The sequence below is a fragment of the Neobacillus paridis genome (genome assembly GCF_016765675.1).
In the GTDB taxonomy this organism is placed as follows: domain Bacteria; phylum Bacillota; class Bacilli; order Bacillales; family Cytobacillaceae; genus Neobacillus; species Neobacillus paridis.
In genome coordinates this window covers 21,585-43,598 of record NZ_JAESWB010000233.1, presented here as the reverse complement: position 1 = coordinate 43,598, position 22,014 = coordinate 21,585, and the positions used below count along the sequence as shown (strand labels likewise).

14 protein-coding genes and 1 pseudogene are annotated in these 22,014 nt (G+C 44.1%); 4 read left to right on the top strand and 11 right to left on the bottom strand.

Annotation, left to right across the window (positions count from 1 at the left end; translation table 11 throughout):
• Positions 1 to 109 precede the first annotated feature (109 nt).
• Together JK635_RS15755 and JK635_RS15750 are read right to left on the bottom strand one after the other, a co-directional pair.
• Entirely contained in the window at positions 110 to 556 is a 447-nt protein-coding gene (locus JK635_RS15755) for a threonine/serine exporter family protein (protein WP_202654916.1), read from the bottom strand.
• Positions 557 to 572: 16 nt separating this feature from the next.
• A complete protein-coding gene (locus JK635_RS15750; protein WP_202654915.1) occupies positions 573 to 1,334 on the bottom strand; it encodes a threonine/serine exporter family protein in 762 nt (253 codons plus the stop codon).
• Between the two features lie 192 nt (positions 1,335 to 1,526).
• Between JK635_RS15750 and JK635_RS15745 the strand changes: the two genes are divergently transcribed.
• Together JK635_RS15745 and JK635_RS15740 are read left to right on the top strand one after the other, a co-directional pair.
• Positions 1,527 to 3,605: a carbon starvation CstA family protein gene (locus JK635_RS15745; protein ID WP_202654914.1), complete on the top strand. Its 2,079-nt coding sequence runs from the start codon at positions 1,527 to 1,529 to the stop codon at positions 3,603 to 3,605.
• The gene (locus JK635_RS15740; protein ID WP_202654913.1) at positions 3,595 to 3,798 is read left to right on the top strand and encodes a YbdD/YjiX family protein; all 204 of its coding nucleotides are present in this window, start codon (positions 3,595 to 3,597) and stop codon (positions 3,796 to 3,798) included. Before JK635_RS15745 ends, JK635_RS15740 begins: the two co-directional genes overlap by 11 nt.
• 94 nt (positions 3,799 to 3,892) lie before the next feature.
• On the opposite strand, the gene JK635_RS15735 is transcribed toward JK635_RS15740, so the two are convergent.
• The 5 genes and pseudogenes from JK635_RS15735 to JK635_RS15715 all read right to left on the bottom strand — a co-directional run bounded on the left by JK635_RS15735 (position 3,893) and on the right by JK635_RS15715 (position 11,503).
• The gene (locus tag JK635_RS15735; protein ID WP_202654912.1) at positions 3,893 to 5,305 is read right to left on the bottom strand and encodes a glycoside hydrolase family 18 protein; all 1,413 of its coding nucleotides are present in this window, start codon (positions 5,303 to 5,305) and stop codon (positions 3,893 to 3,895) included.
• A gap of 106 nt (positions 5,306 to 5,411) precedes the next feature.
• A pseudogene (gene recQ, locus JK635_RS15730) lies at positions 5,412 to 7,201 on the bottom strand (DNA helicase RecQ); the annotation flags it as partial.
• 209 nt (positions 7,202 to 7,410) lie between these two features.
• The gene (locus JK635_RS15725; RefSeq protein WP_202654911.1) at positions 7,411 to 8,976 is read right to left on the bottom strand and encodes a fatty acid--CoA ligase; all 1,566 of its coding nucleotides are present in this window, start codon (positions 8,974 to 8,976) and stop codon (positions 7,411 to 7,413) included.
• Positions 8,977 to 9,183: 207 nt separating this feature from the next.
• Positions 9,184 to 10,338 carry a thiolase family protein gene (locus JK635_RS15720; protein WP_202654910.1) on the bottom strand — a complete coding sequence of 385 codons (1,155 nt, stop codon included), beginning with the start codon at positions 10,336 to 10,338 and terminating at the stop codon, positions 9,184 to 9,186.
• A gap of 19 nt (positions 10,339 to 10,357) precedes the next feature.
• Positions 10,358 to 11,503, bottom strand: a complete 1,146-nt coding sequence (locus JK635_RS15715; protein WP_202654909.1) for an acyl-CoA dehydrogenase family protein — start codon at positions 11,501 to 11,503, stop codon at positions 10,358 to 10,360.
• 364 nt (positions 11,504 to 11,867) lie between these two features.
• On the opposite strand from JK635_RS15715, the gene JK635_RS15710 reads away from it, so the two are divergent.
• The gene (locus JK635_RS15710) at positions 11,868 to 12,830 is read left to right on the top strand and encodes a D-2-hydroxyacid dehydrogenase (protein ID WP_202654908.1); all 963 of its coding nucleotides are present in this window, start codon (positions 11,868 to 11,870) and stop codon (positions 12,828 to 12,830) included.
• Positions 12,831 to 13,958: 1,128 nt separating this feature from the next.
• On the opposite strand, the gene JK635_RS15705 is transcribed toward JK635_RS15710, so the two are convergent.
• The 4 genes from JK635_RS15705 to JK635_RS15690 all read right to left on the bottom strand — a co-directional run bounded on the left by JK635_RS15705 (position 13,959) and on the right by JK635_RS15690 (position 19,228).
• A complete protein-coding gene (locus JK635_RS15705; RefSeq protein ID WP_202654907.1) occupies positions 13,959 to 16,712 on the bottom strand; it encodes a dynamin family protein in 2,754 nt (917 codons plus the stop codon).
• Between the two features lie 227 nt (positions 16,713 to 16,939).
• The gene (locus JK635_RS15700) at positions 16,940 to 17,662 is read right to left on the bottom strand and encodes an amino acid ABC transporter ATP-binding protein (protein WP_202654906.1); all 723 of its coding nucleotides are present in this window, start codon (positions 17,660 to 17,662) and stop codon (positions 16,940 to 16,942) included.
• On the bottom strand, positions 17,659 to 18,315 hold the full coding sequence (locus tag JK635_RS15695) for an amino acid ABC transporter permease (protein WP_202654905.1): 657 nt from the start codon (positions 18,313 to 18,315) through the stop codon (positions 17,659 to 17,661). Before JK635_RS15695 ends, JK635_RS15700 begins: the two co-directional genes overlap by 4 nt.
• A gap of 79 nt (positions 18,316 to 18,394) precedes the next feature.
• Positions 18,395 to 19,228 carry a basic amino acid ABC transporter substrate-binding protein gene (locus tag JK635_RS15690; RefSeq protein WP_202654904.1) on the bottom strand — a complete coding sequence of 278 codons (834 nt, stop codon included), beginning with the start codon at positions 19,226 to 19,228 and terminating at the stop codon, positions 18,395 to 18,397.
• Positions 19,229 to 19,575: 347 nt separating this feature from the next.
• Between JK635_RS15690 and JK635_RS15685 the strand changes: the two genes are divergently transcribed.
• Entirely contained in the window at positions 19,576 to 21,837 is a 2,262-nt protein-coding gene (locus JK635_RS15685; protein ID WP_202654903.1) for a nitric-oxide reductase large subunit, read from the top strand.
• The last annotated feature ends 177 nt before the right edge of the window (positions 21,838 to 22,014 follow it).

The following is a 22,014-nucleotide window of genomic DNA, read 5'->3' as shown; positions in this document are numbered from 1 at the left end:
CCTACCATACCATATATTACGATAGTTTTAAAGACGAATTCGCTTATATCCAATAAGTGGCATTGTTATGATAAAAATCTATGGGCTGTGCAAGTTGTTCCTAAACCATTTAGCCTTTTACCCTGTAGGCAGTTACTTTTTTGATGATTTGGTTGATAACCTCGGAAAAGACAAGTCCGAATGCAATCGTTCCGGCCAGCATTAGAACCTTTGCTGCCGAAGCAATGGCCAGATTATAATCGTTTTCGACAATATTCCGCATCGAATCATAGGCGAGACCACCGGGTACAAGCGGAATAATTCCGGCAACAGTAAAAATAATCACTGGCGTTTTATAAACCTTCGCCATTTGCTGGCCTAAGACAGCGATAAAAACAGTCGCCAACAATGTGGCCAAAACCGCATTGCCAAAATAACCATTTAAAATATAATAAATCAGCCAGCCGCCCATACCGATCAGCCCGCATCTAATCAATGATTCCTTTGGTATGTTAAAAATGACGCCAAAGGCGGCGGTGGCTAAAAAGCTGGTTATTAATTGGGCAAGGATATCCATCTTACTTTACCTCGTTTCACAAAAATGATACAACTGCGGCAATTCCTGCCCCAATCGCGAAAGCTGTCAGAAACGCTTCTGCTCCCTTTGACAGCCCGGCTACCAAATGACCCGCCATTAAATCCCGAATGGCATTTGTCACTAACAGTCCCGGAACCAAGGTCATCACAGAACCAATGATGATTTTATCTAATTGATGCCCAAACCCCATTTTTACGAAAAAAAAGGACATCAGACCAATGATAAACGACGCCAAAAATTCTGAGAAAAATTTAACCGGAACAAAACGGTGAAAATAAACGTAGCTTAGAAAGCCAGCGCCTCCGGTTAGCATTGCCGGAAGAAAATCATTCCAAGTCCCATTGAACATAATCATGAAACAGCCGCTTGCCAGTGACGCTGCAACAACTTGGATCCTAAAGGGGAATGTTAAGTCCATCGAATGGATTTCATTCAATCGTTCAGAGGCTTCTTGTAAATCAATCTCACCGTTGGAAATTCCTCTTGAAATGCTGTTGACCAGATCGACCTTTTTCAAATCTGTTGAGCGTTCGGATATCCTGATTAATTTCGTCCTGGTAGGGCCGGTGCCCTCAGCCGAAAAAATAATTCCCGTGGGAGTAACATAACTATGCGTCTGCTTAAGCCCAAATGAAGCGGCGATCCGCGTCATCGTATCTTCCACGCGGTATGTTTCACCGCCGGATTGCAGCATAATTTTTCCGGCCAGCAAACAAACCTCCATGATCTCTTTTGTTTGTATTGCTTGTTCTTCCATCTTCTCACCACATAACTTCTTCATTATTTATCTAGTTTAAGGCAAAATAAGCTTTTTTAGCAATGGTCATTGCAACATTATGCGTTAAGACGAAAATGGTGGATAATTTCCACAAAAATGGATAAGAAGTGTTTTAATTTTCCGAATAATGAAATATAATATAGCCATACTTTGAGAAAGGTGGGTATATATTTGAAAGCGTTAAAGTCTATTTTAATATGGGGGGTTATTGCTGCGTTGGGTGCAGTGGGATTTGCTGTAATGGCCTTAAAGCGCGGGGAAAGCATAAACGCCATTTGGCTGCTAACTGCTGCCGTCTGTGTGTATGCGATTGGCTACCGTTTTTACAGCAAATTTATTGCTGAAAAGATTTTTCAACTCAATGACCGCCGAAAAACTCCTGCAGAAATTCATAATGATGGGAAGGATTATGTCCCGACAAATAAATGGGTCCTTTTTGGCCACCACTTTGCGGCGATTGCCGGAGCAGGGCCGCTAGTTGGCCCAATCTTGGCCGCGCAAATGGGTTACCTTCCGGGTACTCTCTGGATTGTCGTCGGAGTTGTCTTAGCCGGTGCCGTTCAAGACTTTATTATTCTCTTTGGTTCGATGCGCCGTAATGGTAAATCCCTCGGTGAAATGATCAAGGATGAAATGGGTAAGTTTACTGGTATCATTTCGATGGTCGGTATTTTAGGGATCATGGTCATTTTATTAGCTGTGTTGGCACTGGTAGTTGTGAAAGCGCTCGTAGGCAGCCCTTGGGGTATGTTCACGATTGCTGCAACGATTCCAATTGCGATTTTCATGGGGATTTATATGCGTTTTATTCGGCCCGGCCGCGTTGGCGAAGCTTCCTTATTTGGAATTATTTTATTACTAATTTCCTTATTTTTAGGACAATCGGTTGCCGAAAATCCAACTTTAGCTGCTATGTTTACCTTTAAAGGGGAAACGATTGCCATTATGATGATTATTTATGGTTTCATCGCTTCCGTCTTACCAGTATGGCTGCTGTTGGCACCACGGGACTACTTGAGTACGTTCTTAAAGGTTGGGACTATTTTTGCCTTGGCATTAGGAATTATCGTTGTTGCCCCAAATCTTGAAATGCCTGGTGTAACGAAGTTTATCGATGGAACAGGTCCTGTTTTCGCCGGCAACCTCTTCCCGTTCCTATTTATTACGATTGCCTGCGGGTCTGTTTCCGGATTCCATGCCCTCGTCTCTTCCGGTACAACACCCAAAATGATTGAAGTCGAGTCGCATGCCCGCCCAATCGGCTATGGGGCAATGCTGACTGAATCATTTGTTGCTGTTATGGCGATGATTGCTGCCTGTGTACTCCATCCAGGGGTATATTTTGCGATTAACAGCCCGGCAGCATTAATTGGAACAGATGTCGTTCAAGCCGCAAAAGTCATTACAAACATGGGCTTCACCGTTACACCGGAAGATTTAAGTACAATTGCAAAACATGTTGGAGAATCAACAATTCTATCGAGAACCGGAGGGGCGCCTACGCTGGCGATTGGAATGGCGGTTATTTTCTCAAAAGTCATCGGCGGCGAAGCCTTGATGGCATTTTGGTATCACTTTGCAATTCTCTTTGAAGCCTTATTTATTTTAACAACGATTGATGCTGGGACCCGTGTCGGCCGATTTATGATCCAGGATTTGATTGGTACCGTTTATAAACCATTTGCCAAAACAGAAGCATTAATTCCAAATATTATTGCAACTGCTTTATGTGTAACCTTCTGGGGTTACTTCCTCTATCAAGGGGTAGTCGATCCGCTTGGCGGTATCAATACACTATGGCCGTTATTTGGAATTGCCAACCAAATGCTTGCTGGGATAGCTTTACTGCTTGGTACAACCATCCTGTTTAAAATGGGGAAAAAAGCCTACACATGGGTTACATTGATCCCAACCACCTGGCTGTTAATTGTCACTTTAACGGCTGGCTGGCAAAAGCTTTTCCACGAAAATCCAAAAGTCGGCTTTCTGTCCCATGCGAAAATCTTCCAAGATGCATATAATGAGGGAAAAGTGCTTGCTCCGGCGGCAAATGCTGCTCAAATGAAGCAAGTATTAATGAACGACTATGTGGATGCTGCGCTTTGTGCTATTTTCATGATTGTTGTTCTGGTCGTGTTAATTTCTGCACTGCGGATTTGGTTTAAGGTCATTGTAGGTCATAAACTGCCCTTACATGAGGCGCCATATGTGCCTCGTGATGGAGGAGATGTCACGAATTATGCTGGATAAATTACGGAAATTCAATACCTACCGGAAGCAGTTTCTCAGCCTTCTGGTTGGAGTTCCAAGCTATGAAACTTACGTTGAGCATATGAAATCGCACCATCCTGGTGAGCCGGTAAAAACCCGGAAAGAGTTCTTCTGTGAGGCTCAAGAAGCACGATACAATGCAAAAGACGGAAAGGTTTCACGCTGCTGCTGATGAATGATATGTTTAAAAACAGACCCCATCGAATTAAACGATAGGGTCTGTTTTTTTAATCATGGATTATGTCAGCCTGTCATTTGTTTTTTGTTTAAACTTTCTTTACCGTAAAGTTTGCCGCTTGCACCGGCCAGTTCTGCGGGAAGGGGTTTCCTAACACCCAATAGCTGATCCCGCGGAGATTGTATGCTTTGACAGTATCATATTTCGCCTGCATACTGCGGGCATCCTCAAACCATACTTCATGCCGCTGTCCGGTTTCATCGACGTAACGGAAATATGGAGATTGATAGGTTTCATCAAAGCTGATGGCAACCCCATATTTTGCAGCGATGTTGACGGCTTCCTTCGGACTGATAATTCTCGCCAGCGTTCCCTGCACCCAAGGAATCTTCCAATCATAGCCATATAACGGAACACCCATAACTATTTTATTGCGCGGGATTTCTGTTACGGCATAATTCAATACTTTTCGCACTTCACTGATTGGGGCAACAGCCCAAGGTCTGCCGCCAATCCAGCCCCACTCATACGTCATGATCACGACAAAATCGACGATCTCCCCATGTGCAGCGTAATCATGCGCCTCATATAATTGTCCTTTCTGCCCGGCTGTGATTTTGGGAGCCAGGGCAGTTGAAACGGAATATCCTTGCGGTCGCAGCCTGGCCACCACTTTTCGTAAAAAGTTATTATAATTTTCCCTGTCTCCGGGATTGACATATTCAAAGTCAATATTGACTCCAGAATAACCTTTTTGTTTTAACATCGTTAAAATATTGTCAATCAGTTTATCCTGAAGCTCCGGCGTTCTCAGAATTAACGCAGCCCGTTCGGCGCTAAACTTATTGCCGACAAAGTTCGTAATGACCAGAAGCGGGGCTGTATTTCTTTCCCGGGCAGTTCTAATGATGGCTTCATCATTTAACGCTGCAATGCTTCCATCTTCACCAACACTGTGACTAAATGGGCTGACATAGGTAAAGTAAGACGTCAGTGGGGCGACAATGTTTGCCCCGGTTGTACCCATATCAGTTACATAGGCATTTACCTCAATCACCGGTTTAGGTGCTTCCGGAATTCTTAGCCTTTGCCCGACATAAATCATCGCTGGGTTCTGAATTTGATTGGCTTGAACAATGGCACTAACAGTTGTGCCATAACGACTGGCAATCGCCGATAGAGTTTCTCCTGATTGAACAGTATGGTATAAAATAGGAATTGTCAGTACCTGGCCAACGTAAATTTTTGTCGGGTCAGTCAGTTGGTTTACGTTTATGATTCCCTGCATTGTTACGCCTAAGCGCTGGGCAATCGCCCAAAGAGTATCGCCACGTTGGACAATGTACTGCTGATAGGGCGCCGGAATAACCAAGGCTTCCCCGAGCACCAGCTGATTTAGATTATCTAAGCCGTTAGCGGCAGCGATTTGATTGATCGAAATCCCGTACATTTGCGAGATACGCCAGAGCGTGTCGCCGCTTTTTACCACATGAATTCTCACAAGGACCACCCCCTAAAAAGTGTATTCCATTGGATTTGACACCTTCTTTACCATATTCAGAGGATGGGATACGTGTTAATGCCTATTGCTTTTTGTTAGGAGGTGCCTCCAGTTCATTGGAGTAATTAGGATGTTCTTCCAGGAAAGTACGAATAGCTTGAATGAAATCATCGCCATATTTCTGCAGCTTATATTCGCCAACACCACCTACCCGCAAGAATTCCTCGTTCGTTTTTGGCAGCTTAGCACACATATCCTTAAGCGCTGCATCGGAGAATATCACAAATGGCGGTACATTTTCTTGAGTGGCAATTTGTCTTCTAATCTCACGTAATGTTTCAAATAACGGATCATTAATGGAAACCTGTTTTACCTGCACAGTCTCCCGGCGAAAAACTTGCGCATTCCCTAGTAAAATATCTTTTCCCTTAGGTGAAACGTAAAGGGTCGGAAACGTTCCCTGTTCAATTCCGATTAATTCCTGGGAAATTAAAAATTCAATAAAATCACTGACGTCCTTTGCTCCTTTATCTTTCATGATTCCATAGGTTGATAGTCTGTCAAAGCCAAGCTCGATAACCTTCTTATTTTTAGAGCCGGTAAGCACCTGGGCGGTTAAGGTCTTGCCGAAACGCTGGCCCATGCGAATTACACAGGACATGACCATTTGTGCCTCTTTCGTCACATCCATTTGCATTCGGGAATCAGTGCAGTTGCCGCATCTGCCGCAAGGTTCTGTTTCAGTCTCGCCAAAATAATGCAAAATAAATTCTTGAAGACAGCTCTCCGTGTGACAATAATCAACCATTTGCTGCAGTTTTTCTAGCTCCTGGGTGATCCTACTTCTGTCGCTGGATTGTTCAATTAAGAATCGCTGAATCTGAACATCCTGCGGCGAATAAAGGACAATACACTCACTTTTCAATCCATCTCTTCCTGCACGCCCGGCTTCCTGATAATAGCTTTCCATGTTTTTCGGAAGCTGCCAGTGGATGCAGTAGCGAATATTGGATTTGTCGATCCCCATCCCAAAGGCTGAGGTCGCCACCATTACCGTCGCTTTGTCGGTAAGAAACCGGTCCTGCTCTTGACTGCGTTCTCCTTCCCCCATTCCGGCATGATAGCGCGCAACATTAATATTTTCCCGCCTTAATCTTTCATAAAGCTGGTCAACATTTTTTCTTGTTGCTGCATAGATAATGCCTGATCTTTGGCATTCTTTTTCAAATAGCCTAAGAGAAACTTTAACCGGTCTTGCCCTTTTATGACGGAAAAAGAAAGGTTCTCCCGTTCAAAACCGGTAATGATCATGTTTCTTTCATCAATTTTAAGCAGGCTGCAGATGTCTTCACGGACTCTCGGGGTTGCTGTCGCCGTCAAGGCAAGGACCTTCGGCGTTTGCGGCAGACCTTGGATTAAGCGCTGAATTTGCCGGTAGCTTGGGCGGAAATCATGTCCCCATTGGGAAATACAGTGGGCCTCGTCAACCGCCACTAATGGAATGTCCATTTGTCTTAAGTCCTCCAGAAATTCTCGGGATTCCAACCGTTCCGGTGCTATGTACAGCAGTTTGTAGGCACCCTGCCTCGCCGCTTGCATTCGATCAAAGGCCTCTTGGAAGCTGAGCGAACTGTTAATGAAAGTGGCCGGTATCCCGGCCTGAACAAGGGTATCGACTTGGTCCTTCATAAGTGAAATCAGCGGGGATATGACAATCGAGGTGCCCGGCAAAATAAGAGCAGGAATTTGATAGCAAATCGACTTCCCGCCGCCCGTCGGCATTACACAAATCGTATTATTGCCGGTTAATACCGAGCGGATCGCCTGTTCTTGGCCTTTTCTAAAGGAGTTGTAACCAAAATAGGATTGTAATAGGGGTTGCGCTTTTTCAAACAAAATTGCTTCTCCTCTCGCTATAGGTATAAAATTTACTGACTCTATTATAGCGCTTATCTTTTAGGTTTGAAAAAACAGATTCTCCCTTTTGGTTTTTAACTGTTCTACACCCACAAAAAAGGGGCGCACGGCCCCTTTTACTACTGTCTATTTCGTACAGGTAATTGCTAAATTCGATGACTTTTAGTCTTTACCATTAAAAACCTTTCTTATGAACCTTGAGTAAAAAGCTCCTCAAGCTGTTTGCGGAGTACAAATTTCTGGATTTTACCGCTGGCATTACGCGGAAGTGCTTCACAAAAAACATATTTGCGGGGGCGCTTATAATTGGCAAGACTGTTGCTATTTTTACAGAATTCATCTAAATCCTGCTCAGTCACATTTGGATCCTTTTTCACCACAAAAGCGCTAACGGTTTCACCCCAACGATCATCGGGCTGACCGACCACAGCAACATCCAGTACACCGGGGTGGCTGTGCAATAAATCCTCAACCTCCCGCGGATAAATATTTTCTCCGCCACTGATGATCATGTCATCGACACGGTCATTGACAAACAGGTAGCCTTCTTCATCAAGATAACCGATATCGCCTGAATGGTACCAACCCTTATACATTGCCTTTTCCGTCGCTTCTTTACGATTGTAATACCCCAGCATCATACAAGGTCCTTTGACCACTATTTCGCCCGTTTCCCCAGTAGGGACGACATCATCGGGATCGGATGGACCGTCTTCCCGCGTACGGACAACGCGGATATCATGATTTAACGCAGCCTGCCCCGCGGACCCGGCTTTTCTAAGCTGGTCCTTTTCTGAAAGGAAGGTAATCGCTGGTCCCATCTCCGTCATCCCATATGCTTGAATCAAGGAAATCCCCAAGCGATCATGAAGTGCATGCACCAACGACGGCGCCATTGGAGCTGCTCCGTATAAACCAATCTTCAGGCTGGATAAATCGTATTGGCTTAAGTCTTCCTGCAAGAGCATATTCCACATCGTTGGCGCGGCAAAAAACTTTGTAATCTTTTCCTGTTCAATTAATGAGAGGATGGCTTTTGGATTAAACTGGTGCAATATGACGTTTTTGGCACCGGCATTGATCCTTGGCAGAAAGGCACAATGCAGCTCGGCACAATGAAACATCGGCGCTGTCACAAGACCTACATCCTCCTTCTCAAGCTTTTGAGCAGCAATACAAAGTAAGGCTTGATCCACCATGTTGCGATGACTGTGCATCACACCCTTTGGTCTTCCTGTTGTCCCACTTGTGTAAATGAAGGCATAGACATCGTTTTCGTCAACTTCAGCCTGAATATCATCCGTTGAAGCTGCTGCCACCTTCTCCTTGTAGCTAGCAGCATAGGCAGGCGGCTCTTCATCAATAAACCAAAAGGAGATCTGAGGAAAACGGCCAGCAATCGATGACACGACAGGCTCTAACGCTTTTTCAAACAGCACTGCCTTTGGGGTGGCATCGCTCAATATAAACGCCACTTCCTCAGGGGTGAGGCGGAAATTTATCGGATTGAATATTGCTCCAATCTTAGCACAGGCGAAAAAGGCGGTTCCCAATTCTTCCGTATTAAAGGTGAATGTCGAAACCCGGTCCCCTTTTTTGACCCCTTCTTTTAAAAGGGCATTGGCAAGGCGGTTTACCTGTTCGCTCCATTCTTTAAACGTATAGCGGAGATTTTTTCGAACATCATACAGCGCTTCCTTGTTTGGATACTTTTTTACCGTTAAATCAAAAATTTTTCCAATAGTTGTTGTCATAGTGATCGCCTCCGTTTTTTGGTATTCAGCGGGCAAACGAGATGAAAAGGAATGATTGCCCTAATGTAAAAAACTGATTAGTTTTTTTTTACCTGGTTTTTAGTCCATAGCCTCCTATAATGGTTTCGGTGACAGTTGGGTTATTAGCGATTTTTTGAGTTATATTAGCGATTCCAGCACTTATATTAGCGATTCGGAATCTACCTCTTAATCAATCCGTTCGAGGATCGTCGCGTTTGCCATACCATGACCTTCACACATCGTTTGCAGTCCATAACGACCGCTACGGCGCTCTAACTCATGCATCATTGTTACCATTAAGCGAGCGCCACTTGCTCCCAGCGGATGTCCGAGAGCAATGGCTCCACCGTTTGGATTCAGCTTTGCAGGATCAGCACCGGTTTCTTTTAACCAGGCGAGTGTTACAGGGGCAAACGCTTCATTCACCTCAAAGACATCGATGTCCTCGATTGATAAACCTGATTTTTCTAACGCTTTCCGTGTTGCCGGAATAGGTCCTGTCAGCATTAAAGTTGGGTCAGAGCCAACAACGACGCGGGTATGAACGCGGAATCGCGGCTTTAAACCCAGTTCTTCCGCTTTTTCCCGCGACATGAGCAATAGCGCTGCGGCCCCGTCACTGATCTGGCTTGAATTTCCGGCATGAATCACCCCGTCTTTCTTAAATGACGGTTTGAGTCCAGCTAATTTTTCCAATGATGTATCTTTTCTTGGCCCGGAATCTGCGTTAACTATCATTTTGCTGCCATCAGAAAGATGTACTTCAACCGGGAAGATTTCACGTTCAAAATAGCCTGAGGCTTGAGCCTTCACCGCTCTTTGATGGCTTTCCAAGGAAAATTGATCAAGCTGTTCGCGGGTAAAGCCATATTTTTCGGCAATCCTTTCGGCAGACAAGCCCTGATGGATCATTTCATACCTGCTTGTTAAATTTGCGCTAAACGGTTCAGCTCCTTGATAATTAGAGCCTATTGGCACACGGGACATGTTTTCCACACCACCGGCGACGACTATATCCATATCACCCGCCAAGATTGCCTGAGCGGCAAAGTGAACGGCCTGCTGGCTCGAGCCGCACTGACGGTCAATCGTGGTGCCAGGCACTTCAATCGGAAATCCGGCAATGAGTGCAGCTACTCTGGCAATATCACCTGCCTGTTCACCTGTTTGGGAAACACAGCCTAAAATGACATCATCGATCAGCGCCGGATCGATGCCAGCACGGTTGACCAATTCCCTTAATGTGAGTGCTGCCAAATCATCAGGCCGGATTTCCTTCAGTACGCCATTTCTTCTTCCAACAGGGGTACGGATCCCTTCTACGATAACTACTTCCCGCATTTTGCTTTTTCCTCGCTTTCTATAACCCTAAATTTTTTGCAATGATCGTCTTCATAATTTCATTTGTGCCGGCATAAATGCCAGCAACGGGGATGTCGCGGAATCGTCTGGCAATCTCGTATTCTTCCATATAGCCGTATCCTCCGTGAAGCTGCATGCATTCCACAGCAATTTTTCTGGCATTCTCTGTCAGCTTCCATTTTGCCATCGATACTTTTGTTACTACATCATGCCCTTCAATATGTTCAGCAATTAACTGGTCAAGGAAGGTACGACTCATTTGAATTTCTGTCGCCATTTCAACAATCTTAAACTGGGTATTTTGGAATGAGCTGATTGGCTTTCCAAACGCTTCCCGACTTTTGACATAATCAATCGTCATTTGCAGCATCACTTCTGAGGCCGTTTGCGCCCCAATGGCTACAAGCAGCCGTTCCTGCTGTAATTTTTCCATTAAATACAGGAATCCCTTCCCTTCTTCACCCAGAAGGTTCTCTTTCGGTACACGACAGTCCTCAAAGATCAATTCCGCTGTGTCTTGAGAGTGAAGACCGACCTTATTCAGCTTTCGCCCTCTCGAAAATCCAGTTGTTCCGCGCTCAATGACGAGCAGGCTGACTCCTTTATGCTTTGGCACCGCGGTCGGGTCTGTTTTGACCGCGACAACAACCAAGTCAGATTGTATCCCGTTCGTTATGAATGTTTTTTGTCCGTTGACAATATAATGGTCTCCATCAAGCTTAGCCGTTGTTTTAATATTGGCTAGATCCGAGCCTGTGCCCGGCTCGGTCATCGCAATTGCCGTGATGATATCTCCGGTGGCACACTTTGGCAGCCAGCGTTGCTTTTGCTCTTCAGTACCATAAGAGTTGATGTACGGAACAACAATATCATTATGGAGTCCAATTCCGATAAGGCCTGTTCCAACCTTTTCTAATTCTTCGTTAATAACAACTGAAAAACCCCAGTCAGCCCCGCTGCCACCGTATTTCTCCTCAATATTCGGACAGAGAAAACCCTGCTCGCCCATTTTTGTCCAAAAGGAGCGCGGTATTATCCGATCCTCTTCCCATTGTTCATAAAAGGGGTATGCTTCTTTTTCCAAAAACTTTCGTAGCGATTTGCGGAAAATTTCATGGTCTTCATTTAAGTAGGGATGGTTCATCGCTATAATCCTCTCTTTCTAATGGAAACGCTTTCCCTTCTATTGTAACAGAAGTTTTTGAATATTTTTACTATTAAAATTAAAAAGAAAAGCAAAATTGTGTCCCCCGCCCCTCTAACTGGTAAAAAAGAACTGCCATTCCACCGTTTGAGAGGATATTCCTGATGACGGCTCCACCAGTCTGGAGGCCTCGCCTGTGACAAATACGCAGCGTTCTTTTTTGTTTTTCAAATAATAGAATAAATTCATGGGGTGAAAAATCCGGAAATTTGCAGAATCAACTCGGATAATTTAATATCCTCTCTCTGCAAAAATCCGTTATGATTAAAATAAACAAACTCAAGCCATCTGGAGGTGTTATTGGATGAATAACCGAAAATTAGTCATTACCCATAACCTGTCACAAAACTTACTTGATCAAGTTAAAGAGCTGATTCCCGGATGGGAACTGATTGCTTCAAAGGAGCAAACCGTTTGGCAAGAGCATGTAAAGGATGCGGAAGTCATTGCCGGCTGGAAAAGACGGCTTGATGAATACTGCTTAGGCCAAGACTCAAAGCTGAAGTGGCTGCAAACCTGGAGTGCCGGAGTCGATTCATTACCGCTGAAAAAATTAGCAGCGGCAAATATTTTTTTAACAAGCGCCAATGGCGTTCATGCATATCCAATCTCGGAAACCATTTTTGCCATGATACTCGGGTTAACCCGGAAAATTCATACATATGTCAAAAATCAGCAGGAAAAAGTATGGCATCATGCTCAGATGAAACAAGAAATCCATGAAAAGACAATTGGCATTATTGGCGTGGGGGCAATCGGAAGCGAAACGGCTAAAATTGCCAAAGCCTTCGGAATGAAAGTACTAGGAGTGAGAAACTCGGATAGACCAGCTGAGTTTGTCGATAAAATGTATACCGCCAGCCAGCTACATCTTGTGCTGCCACAGTGTGATTATGTTGTTGTCACTTTGCCGCATACAAAGGAAACGCATCATTTATTTGGTGCAGAACAATTTAAGCAGATGAAACCTAGCACCTATTTTATTAATATTGGCCGTGGTCAGATTGTGATCGAAGATGCATTGGTACAGGCTCTACAGGAAGGAACCATTGCTGGTGCCGGGTTGGATGTGTTCGAAACGGAACCACTGAATGCCGACAGTCCGCTCTGGGAGATGGACAACGTCATCATCACGCCGCATACAGCCGGTTCCACCGAACATTACGACCAGCGGGTGGTGGAAAATATATTAATCCCCAATTTGAAAAACTACCTTTCCGGGCAAAAGCCTTCTGTCAATCTTGTTGATTATTCAAAAGGGTACTAGAAAACAAGAACCGCTCCTTTTCTAGGGCGGCTCTTGTTTTTATGGACCTTTTCAGGATTTAATATATTTACTGGGTTATCACAACATAGCCTAGCCAGGCGATTAGCATGAAATTGGGAAGGGATAATAAAACCGCGAGCCAGTGTAGATTCTTTTTTAATATGATTGCCGCCCCGATATAAAACAGCGGGAATATTAGCCCCCATATATGGAATCGTGGTGTAGCTGCCAAGTATAGTGACATGGGCAGGATCAGGATGGCGGAAACGAAGAATAAGTTAGCTTTTGTTAGACTTAAAGCTGTTATGGCCAGGATCAAAGAAATTAGCATACACGGCCAAAAAAGCAATTGCATACAAGGAATCCCCCTTTTTTTAAAATTTCCTATGTGCACGATACTCATTGATGCTCTCTATGACGCGAACTGAGCATGATTTCTTTGTCTCCTGTTCATTGAAGTCCCCTATGTGCACTTTCGGAACATACTTTCCTTGGTTTCTGTTCATTGAGACCCCCTATGTGCACTTTCGGAACATACTTTCCTTGGTTTCTGTTCATTGAGACCCCCCATGTGCACTTTCGGAACATACTTTCCTTGGTTTCTGTTCATTGAAGTCCCCCATGTGCACTTTCTGAACATACTTTCCTTGGTTTCTGTTCATTGAAGCCTTCCATGTGCACTTTCTGAACATACTTTCCTCGGCTTCTGTTCATTGAAGTCCCCCATGTGCACTTTCTGAACATACTTTCCTTGGTTTCTGTTCATTGAAGCCTTCCATGTGCACTTTCTGAACATACTTTCCTCGGCTTCTGTTCATTGAAGCACCCCATGTGCACTTTCTGAACATACTTTCCTTGGTTTCTGTTCATTGAAGTCCCCCATGTGCACTTTCTGAACATACTTTCCTTGGTTTCTGTTCATTGAAGCCTTCCATGTGCACTTTCTGAACATACTTTCCTCGGCTTCTGTTCATTGAAGTCCCCCATGTGCACTTTCTGAACATACTTTCCTTGGTTTCTGTTCATTGAAGCCTTCCATGTGCACTTTCTGAACATACTTTCCTCGGCTTCTGTTCATTGAAGCCTTCCATGTGCACTAGTAGACTCTGTTTTTCCTTAAAATGTTCATTAAACTTTCATTAACCCTTTCCCCGCTACGGTCATCCATTCAAACTGGCGCAGGCGTACTTCGAACAGTGTCAGCGGGTCGCGGAACATCTCCGGATTCGTATTCATTTGGTCAAGCAGTTCCCGGTTCGTCTGAATTTCCGAATGGACCTCTTCGACAGTATCATTCAAAATCGCCAACGGACCTTTAAAAAACATGCTGACATCGCGCTCAAGTGATTTTTCAAACAGCTCAAACGGTTGGAAAAACTGTTGTCCCACTGTCGCGGCAACATCCAAATACTCTTCATTTTCGACAAAAGCTTTAAATTTATTGTAAAGCATCGCTTTATTTTGCGCCAACGCTCCAAATAGCTTGCCCGCACTCTTTAGTAAAAGCTGTGACGGTGTCCGACGCAGAAGAATATTAACTTTTTCAAGCCGGAAGCCGCTTGTCATCCGCTCGGTATCACGACGCCAATCATCCAGTACTTTAAAATCACACGAAAGCGTTAACCGTTCTTCTCCAAACATATTATTAAAGCCCTCCGCAAGCTCATTGAGGAACTTCTGACTTTGTGCAAACTCGATCTTACTGGTCTCAATCCAATCCTGAAGCAAACGGAAATATTTAGGCATCATTTGCTCTCCTAAAAACTGCTGCAGTTTATGGTTCATCTCGTCATTCAAATCCAAATGAATTCTCGTAAAATCACTATTCTCCTTGATCAATCCGGAACACTCCCGCAACATTTTCGGAACGGTATCAGCAATTTCCTTCTCAATCGTGTTCTTAATCTCACGATAGGACTTTGCCAGCGTTTCCGTTTTATTGGCGACCAGATCAACCAATTGATTGACCGCACCATTGAGTTTCGAATGCATGTCTTCATTCCAGCGCACGGCCTCAACTAATTGGTTCTCAACATCAATCCGCTTCTGCAAAAATCCGGAAAGCAACATCCGGATATAGAATAAAAGTTTTGCCAGACGTTTATCCTTCATATTTCTTGTATTTTTAATAGACTTGATAAAAGCTTGCAAGTCCTCCTGTTCCTGCTTACGGTCATAGCGAATTGACGAGACAAATACCTTGGCATCAGGCAGGAATGAATGAATCGCAGCCTCTGTTTCTCGATAGATGCGCAGCGCATCATTTTCATCCGCAATTGTATCCAATTTACTCAATAGAAAGTGAATTGGAATGTCTGGCACCAACTCCTGGATTTGCAGCAATGCTGCTTGTTCTTTATCTGCAAATGCGGTATTGGCATCAAGGACATACAAAATCGTATCGGCAACATGGAAATTTTTCAAAATCTCATCACGGTCCTGATGACCACCGCCTTTTAATCCCGCGGTATCCATAATCGCAATGCTATTTTGGCGCAAAAATCCGTTGGGCTGGCAAAACTCAATGATTGATTCCGAGGCATTCCGGAGCCGATCCATTCGTTCTTGGAAATCGGTAAATCCAGCAAGCGGTGTAATCGAGGCATCGGTTACTTCACTTATTTCCAGTTCATCAGCATATTTAAACATGATCGCCATAGAAGTCGGACTGTCCTGCAAATCCTCACCCAACAGCGTGTTGATAAAAGTTGATTTTCCACTGCCGGAAAGACCTGTCACCAGCATGTGATAGGTTTGAAAATCAAGCAATTGCTGGACGATCCATTTTACCCGGTTATTCTCTCCCATATCATAGGTGTCCGCCCATTTTATGATAGATTGAAATAGTGTAAGGCACTCTTCCAATTCATCCGATTCAAATTCAAGCTTACTGATTAGTTCCTCTGACTCTTTCACAATGGACACACTAAGGCTGCCCGGAAACATTTCATTCCATGATAATACAGCTGCCGCCGCGATAACGATATGCTCATGATCCGCCAACCGAAGCCAATTTGTTAACAGGTCGGGAAGAAGTCCGTTAATTTCCTTGATAAAATACCTGCCGCTAATCAAGCGTAAATAGGCATCTTTATAAAGCGCTGACAGCACCTTCCAATGATCCTCACGCTTCAAGTCGAGATTTAATAACAGATGATTGACTTCATTTAGCCAAGAAAAATAAGTATCCTCCTGTCGGCAGCTATCCAAAAACGCCGTCACCAGTTGTTCAAACTTATCCTTGTCGCGGTAAAAGAGCAGTGCCAGGGCATGGGAAAAATAACTTGGAGCAATAACTTGGGTTTTCCCATTTTTCACATAACCACAGAGAATATCAAACCATTCCAGCGACTCCGTTCGTTTCGCTTCATTAACCGCGAGTTCTACAGCATTTTCCCAATCCTGCTGCTCTTCAAAAAAAGCACGGGCCCTAGATGTGACATTGGGATAATCCGGATTCGCTAAAATCGCCTTTTTGATCGTCGAAACGGCGGCATCCAGCTTGCCGCGGTCGATGTACAGTGCAAATAATTTCAGTGCCACTTCAGTATTAAGTGTCGGATTATCGGATTGAATGGATGTATAAATATCTTCTGCGGTCGGCGCCATCCCTAACTCAAAATAGGCATCGGCAATGTTTTTTTTCGCCCATGGTTCCAGCTCGTTGATAATGTTCTCCCATTTAAAAATCGCCGTCTCGTAATCTTTATAATGAAAATATACCTCTCCCTGGGCAAAGCGGATATTCGACAAGTCCGGAACATCCTTTTTCGCCTCTTCCTGAAAAACCTCTCCCAGGACGCGGGCCGGATCGATATTTTCATGTTCATTGATGAACATTTTATAGTAAGTTTTCTGGATTAATTGCTGCTCTAACGTCATTTCTTTCCCTCCAATTGCTTGCAATCTATATCATTCATATGGAAAAGTGACATATTTATTCTAAATACTATTCGAACAAGACAAACGTTTTATGTCCTCTTTTTCATTTTATCAAAGAATTCGTGTTAAAGGTGCCGATATTGCCTCATTAATTTAAAACGATAGCGCCAAAGAGTTGTCCATATTGTTTTAAAAAAATAAGAGACTGCCATGATAGCAGTCTCCGATTACAATACTTTACTTAAAAATGATTTGGTTCGTTCTTCCTTCGGATTTTCGAATAGCTCCTTCGGCTCCCCTTCTTCGACAATGATGCCCCCATCCATGAACAGCACCCGATCGCCTACCTCGCGGGCAAAGCCCATTTCATGGGTCACGACGACCATGGTCATCCCTTCTTTAGCCAGCTGTTTCATGACCTCAAGAACCTCGCCGACCATTTCCGGGTCAAGCGCCGAAGTCGGCTCATCAAACAGCATGATTTTCGGCTCCATCGCCAAAGCTCTGGCGATAGCCACCCGCTGTTTCTGACCGCCTGATAAAGAATCGGGGTATACTTCCGCCTTGCTCTCCAAACCTACTTTGCGCAACAGTTCCAAGCCTTTGGCCCGTGCCTTCTCAGCCGGCACTTTTCGAACTTTGACTGGCGCCAGCATAATATTTTCAATCACTGTTTTATGGGGGAATAAATTAAATTGCTGAAACACCATTCCCACTTCGGTCCGAACCTTATTGATATCGGTTTTTTTGTCAGTAATATCAATTCCTTCAATCAAAACATGACCGGCCGTAATCGTTTCTAACATGTTAATACAGCGGAGAAAAGTAGATTTCCCGGAACCAGAAGGTCCAATTACCACTACTACCTCCTGGGGTTTGACGGTCACATTGATTTCTTTGAGAACCTCGTTTGTTCCGAATATTTTTTTCAACTGTTTGACTTCGATCATTCCGTTGCCAGCCTCCTTTCAAGACGCGATAAAAGAAAACTTAAAGAAAGCGTCAACACTAGGTAAATGGCGGCGGAAGTCAAGTACGGCTCCCATGCCCGCATATATTGCCCCTGCATTGCCCGTCCCCAATACATCAACTCTGGTGCGGCTATCAGGGCGGCAAGTGAAGAGTCCTTAATTAAGACAACAAACTCATTGCCAAGCGGCGGGATCATCCGCTTAAATGCCTGTGGCAAAATGACATATCTCATCGCTTGAACATGCGTCATACCTAGAGAACGGGCGGCTTCTACCTGGCCTTTGTCAATCGATTGAATCCCCGCTCGAAAAATTTCCGCAATATAGGCAGCCGAATTAAGAGAAAGAGCTAGAATGGCGGCTACTATGGCATTGGTTGTCCCGAGAAATAGCGGGACAAGGCCAAAATGGACTAACAGTATTTGCACCATTAATGGCGTGCCGCGAAAAAAATTAATATACCATTTGAAAGGCAGAGCCAAAAGCTTCCTTTTCATCATCTTTCCCAGGCCGATTAACAGGCCGAGGACAGTTCCGATTAAAATACTTACGATTGAAAGTCCAATTGTTAATAATGTTCCCTTTAGAAAAAAAGGGGCATATTCTGCTATAAGGTCCCATCTGAAATCCATCTATCAACCCCCCTGACGGTTGTCACCTGTTATGTAAAAATTGCGTAACTGTCTGATGAGAAGTTACGCAATTTTTTAACTATTGCTGGTCTTTTAAAATTTGAATATCCGCTTCTTTATTAAACCATTTCTTATATATTTCGGCGTATGTGCCATTTTCAAACACTTTATTAATCGCTTTATCCAAATCCGCTTTCAACTCGCTGCCTTTTGGCAAGAGCAGCCCGTAGAATTCTTTTTCGAATGCTCCATCATCCTCGATCACAACGAAATTATCTTTAGGATTATTTTTCACATACGTATCAACGACGCCATTATCAGCTACAACTGCATCAGCACCGCCATTTTTCATCTCTAAGATTGCGAGATTGTTATTTTCAAATTTTTTAAGATCCTTGCTGTTTTTACCTAATATTTTTTCCGTTACCTCTTGACCTGTCGTTCCATTTTGTACGGCAACTACTTTCCCTTTCAAGTCTTGTGCACTTTTGATCGAGCTGCCTTTTGGCACTAGGATTTCATTTTTGGATAAGAAATATGGAACGGTAAAATCATACGTTTGCTTTCTCTCTTTGTTAATCGTAATCGCTGAAACAGCAAAGTCAGCCGTTTTCCCTTTAATTTCAACAAAGATTGGATCCCAGCCTACGTGTTCAATCTTTACATCGTAACCAGCTTCCTTTGCCACCGCTTTGACAAAATCAATATCAAATCCGACCACTTCCCCTTTATCCTGATATTCGAATGGTGCGTAAGCTGCATCTGTTACAACACGCAGCGTTTTCTTTTCGCCGCCTCCCTCATTTGTTTTACCGGTTTTACTTGTCCCGCCAGTCTCACTTGTTCCACAGGCAGAAAGCATTAGGACGAAAGCCACAACTACCAGTGTGATAACTAATCTCGTTTTCTTCATTTTTATCCTCCTGTTACTTTTTAAATAAAACAATTTATTAAAATGTTGATAATATTTAGAATATACAAGATTATACCTTTATTTAAGAAATTATTCAATCATTTTCTTCATTACCAAGTTAAAACATTAAATCCAGGTATTCTTGTAAATTTGCAGAAAAAGGTTTTTTACCATAATTCAATTGTTCTAAAATATACCTTTTCTCCCAAAGATCTTGCCTCAAATTATTATTCAGTTGGTAATTACCAAAATAATGAATTTTTTCATTTGGGGCGGGAAATATATTGGTTAGGATTTCCTGACACACGCCACAGGAATCCAATAAGATGGTAACTGGAGGTGTATTCATGCGATATACACGGCTATGGCTTAGCCTTGCAATTGTCTTTATAGCTTCTTTCGCTGTTCTAGGTTATTATGGCGGGCGGCTTCATAACACCATGCCGCCAATTCCCGACAGAGTGGTCGTATCGGACGGAACAATTCTGTACACAAAAAAAGATATTCAGGTTGGACAGAATGTCTGGCAGTCGATCGGCGGTCAGGAATTGGGCAGTATTTGGGGACACGGCGCCTATGTTGCCCCGGATTGGAATGCTGATTTTCTCCATCGAGAGGCGATGTGGCTGTTAAATCACTGGGCACAGGCTGACTTTGGAAAAAAATATTCTGATCTTGATGAAGAGAAACAGGCCGCACTTAAGGCGCGGCTAAAAAAGGCGATCCGTCCAAACACTTTTAATGAGCAAACTAGGGAGATTACCTTATCCCCGATTCGGGCGGAAGCGATTAGAAATGTCAGCAAGCACTATGCCGCGCTTTTCTCTGATGATCCCAGATTAGATAAGCTGCGTGAAGCATATGCGATGCCGAAAAATGTCATTAAGGACGACAATCGCCTGGCTGCTTTTATCAGCTATATATGGTGGACAACCTGGGCTACTGAAACCAACAGGCCGGGCGATACCGTAACCTACACAAACAACTGGCCAAATGAAGCATTAATTGATAACAAGCCGACAGGTGAAATGGTTGTTTGGTCAGTCGTCAGTTTTGTTTTACTGCTGGCCGGTATCGGTGGGTTAGCATGGTACTATGCAGCCCAGAAACATCATGAAATTGATGAGACTTATCCAGAAAAGGATCCGCTGCTCGCCTTATCACCGACCCCTTCGATGAAAGCAACGCAAAAATACTTTTGGGTGGTTGCGCTGCTTTGGCTTGTCCAAGTATTGCTGGGAGCCATCACCGGACATTATCAAGTCGAAGGCAGCGGATTTTACGGAATCCCGTTGGATAGGTGGCTTCCATATTCATTAGCCAGATCGTGGCACACTCAAATAGGAATTCTGTGGATTGCCACCGCCTGGCTGGCAACGGGGTTGTTTATGGCACCGGCTGTTTCCGGCTATGAACCAAAATTTCAGCGTTTTGGCGTTAACTTCCTATTTGTCTGCCTGCTGATAATTGTCGCCGGTTCGATGATCGGTCAATGGTTTGCCGTTCAGCAGAAACTAGGTCATACCACAAACTTCTGGTTCGGACATCAGGGGTACGAGTATACGGACACAGGGAGATTTTGGCAGTTATTCTTAACCGTCGGACTATTCCTCTGGTTATTCTTGATGGTTCGGGCGATGTGGCCGGCATTTAAAAATCTAAAGGAAAGCAAACACCTGCTGGCTTTGTTTTTAATTGCTTCTACAGCCATTCCGGTTTTCTATATTCCGGCGTTATTATGGGGACAGCATTCTAACCTGGCGATTGCTGAATATTGGCGCTGGTGGGTAGTACACCTTTGGGTGGAGGGTTTCTTTGAAGTATTTGCCACTGTCGTCATGGCCTTTCTTTTTACCAGAATGGGGCTGCTCGGGCTTCGAACAGCAACAACTTCGGTCCTGTTCTCAACGATCATTTTTTTATTTGGCGGAATCATCGGGACCTTCCACCATTTGTACTTTAGCGGAACCCCGGTTGGAGTCCTGGCATTTGGAGCCTCGTTCAGTGCACTTGAAGTTGTGCCGCTCGTATTAATTGGCTTTGAAGCTTATGAAAATGTAACTCGGAGCCGGGCCAAGCCATGGGTAACACAATATAAATGGCCGATTTCCTTTTTTATTTCCGTTGCCGTCTGGAATTTAGTCGGAGCAGGGTTGTTTGGCTTTTTTATCAACCCGCCGATTGCGCTTTATTACATGCAAGGGCTCAATACAACGCCCGTTCACGGACATACCGCTCTTTTCGGTGTATATGGGATGCTGGGAATCGGGTTAATGCTCTTCTGCTTACGTGGTTTAACCGTCAGAAAAGAGTGGAAGACAGGTCTGCTGAAATTCGCCTTCTGGGCAATTAACATCGGCTTGATCCTGATGGTCCTGTTAAGTCTTTTGCCAATTGGCTTAATGCAGACTTGGGCTAGTGTTCAGCATGGCATGTGGTACGCCCGTTCAGCTACCTTTATGTCGCGGGATATCGTTGCGACGTTTGTCTGGCTGCGAATCATTGGCGACAGCATTTTTGCGCTTGGCGGGCTGGCCTTGGCCTGGTTTATCATTGGTCTGAAGACCGGCTGGTCGCTTACCAGGGATCGAATTGACTACAAAGGATAACTCAGAAATATAAGATCAAATTAAAACACACGAGAATCGGGAATGCATACCGGTTCTCTTTTTTTTGTAAGATTTTCTCCCTTTTGCGAAAACCATCACAATTTCTCCTTGGCAGATTATCTGACAAAAGTCAAGACAAAGCTGTAATTTTTAGTTAACCTTCTATAAAAAGAGAAC

Excerpts from the sequence above, each read along its gene's own strand:
- JK635_RS15755 (WP_202654916.1), bottom strand. The coding sequence starts at position 556 with ATGGATATCCTTGCCCAATTAATAACCAGCTTTTTAGCCACCGCCGCC.
- JK635_RS15750 (WP_202654915.1), bottom strand. The coding sequence starts at position 1,334 with ATGGAAGAACAAGCAATACAAACAAAAGAGATCATGGAGGTTTGTTTG.
- JK635_RS15740 (WP_202654913.1), top strand. The coding sequence starts at position 3,595 with ATGCTGGATAAATTACGGAAATTCAATACCTACCGGAAGCAGTTTCTC.
- JK635_RS15725 (WP_202654911.1), bottom strand. The coding sequence starts at position 8,976 with ATGACAACAACTATTGGAAAAATTTTTGATTTAACGGTAAAAAAGTAT.
- JK635_RS15720 (WP_202654910.1), bottom strand. The coding sequence starts at position 10,338 with ATGCGGGAAGTAGTTATCGTAGAAGGGATCCGTACCCCTGTTGGAAGA.
- JK635_RS15715 (WP_202654909.1), bottom strand. The coding sequence starts at position 11,503 with ATGAACCATCCCTACTTAAATGAAGACCATGAAATTTTCCGCAAATCG.
- JK635_RS15710 (WP_202654908.1), top strand. The coding sequence starts at position 11,868 with ATGAATAACCGAAAATTAGTCATTACCCATAACCTGTCACAAAACTTA.
- JK635_RS15705 (WP_202654907.1), bottom strand. The coding sequence starts at position 16,712 with ATGACGTTAGAGCAGCAATTAATCCAGAAAACTTACTATAAAATGTTC.
- JK635_RS15700 (WP_202654906.1), bottom strand. The coding sequence starts at position 17,662 with ATGATCGAAGTCAAACAGTTGAAAAAAATATTCGGAACAAACGAGGTT.
- JK635_RS15695 (WP_202654905.1), bottom strand. The coding sequence starts at position 18,315 with ATGGATTTCAGATGGGACCTTATAGCAGAATATGCCCCTTTTTTTCTA.
- JK635_RS15690 (WP_202654904.1), bottom strand. The coding sequence starts at position 19,228 with ATGAAGAAAACGAGATTAGTTATCACACTGGTAGTTGTGGCTTTCGTC.
- JK635_RS15685 (WP_202654903.1), top strand. The coding sequence starts at position 19,576 with ATGCGATATACACGGCTATGGCTTAGCCTTGCAATTGTCTTTATAGCT.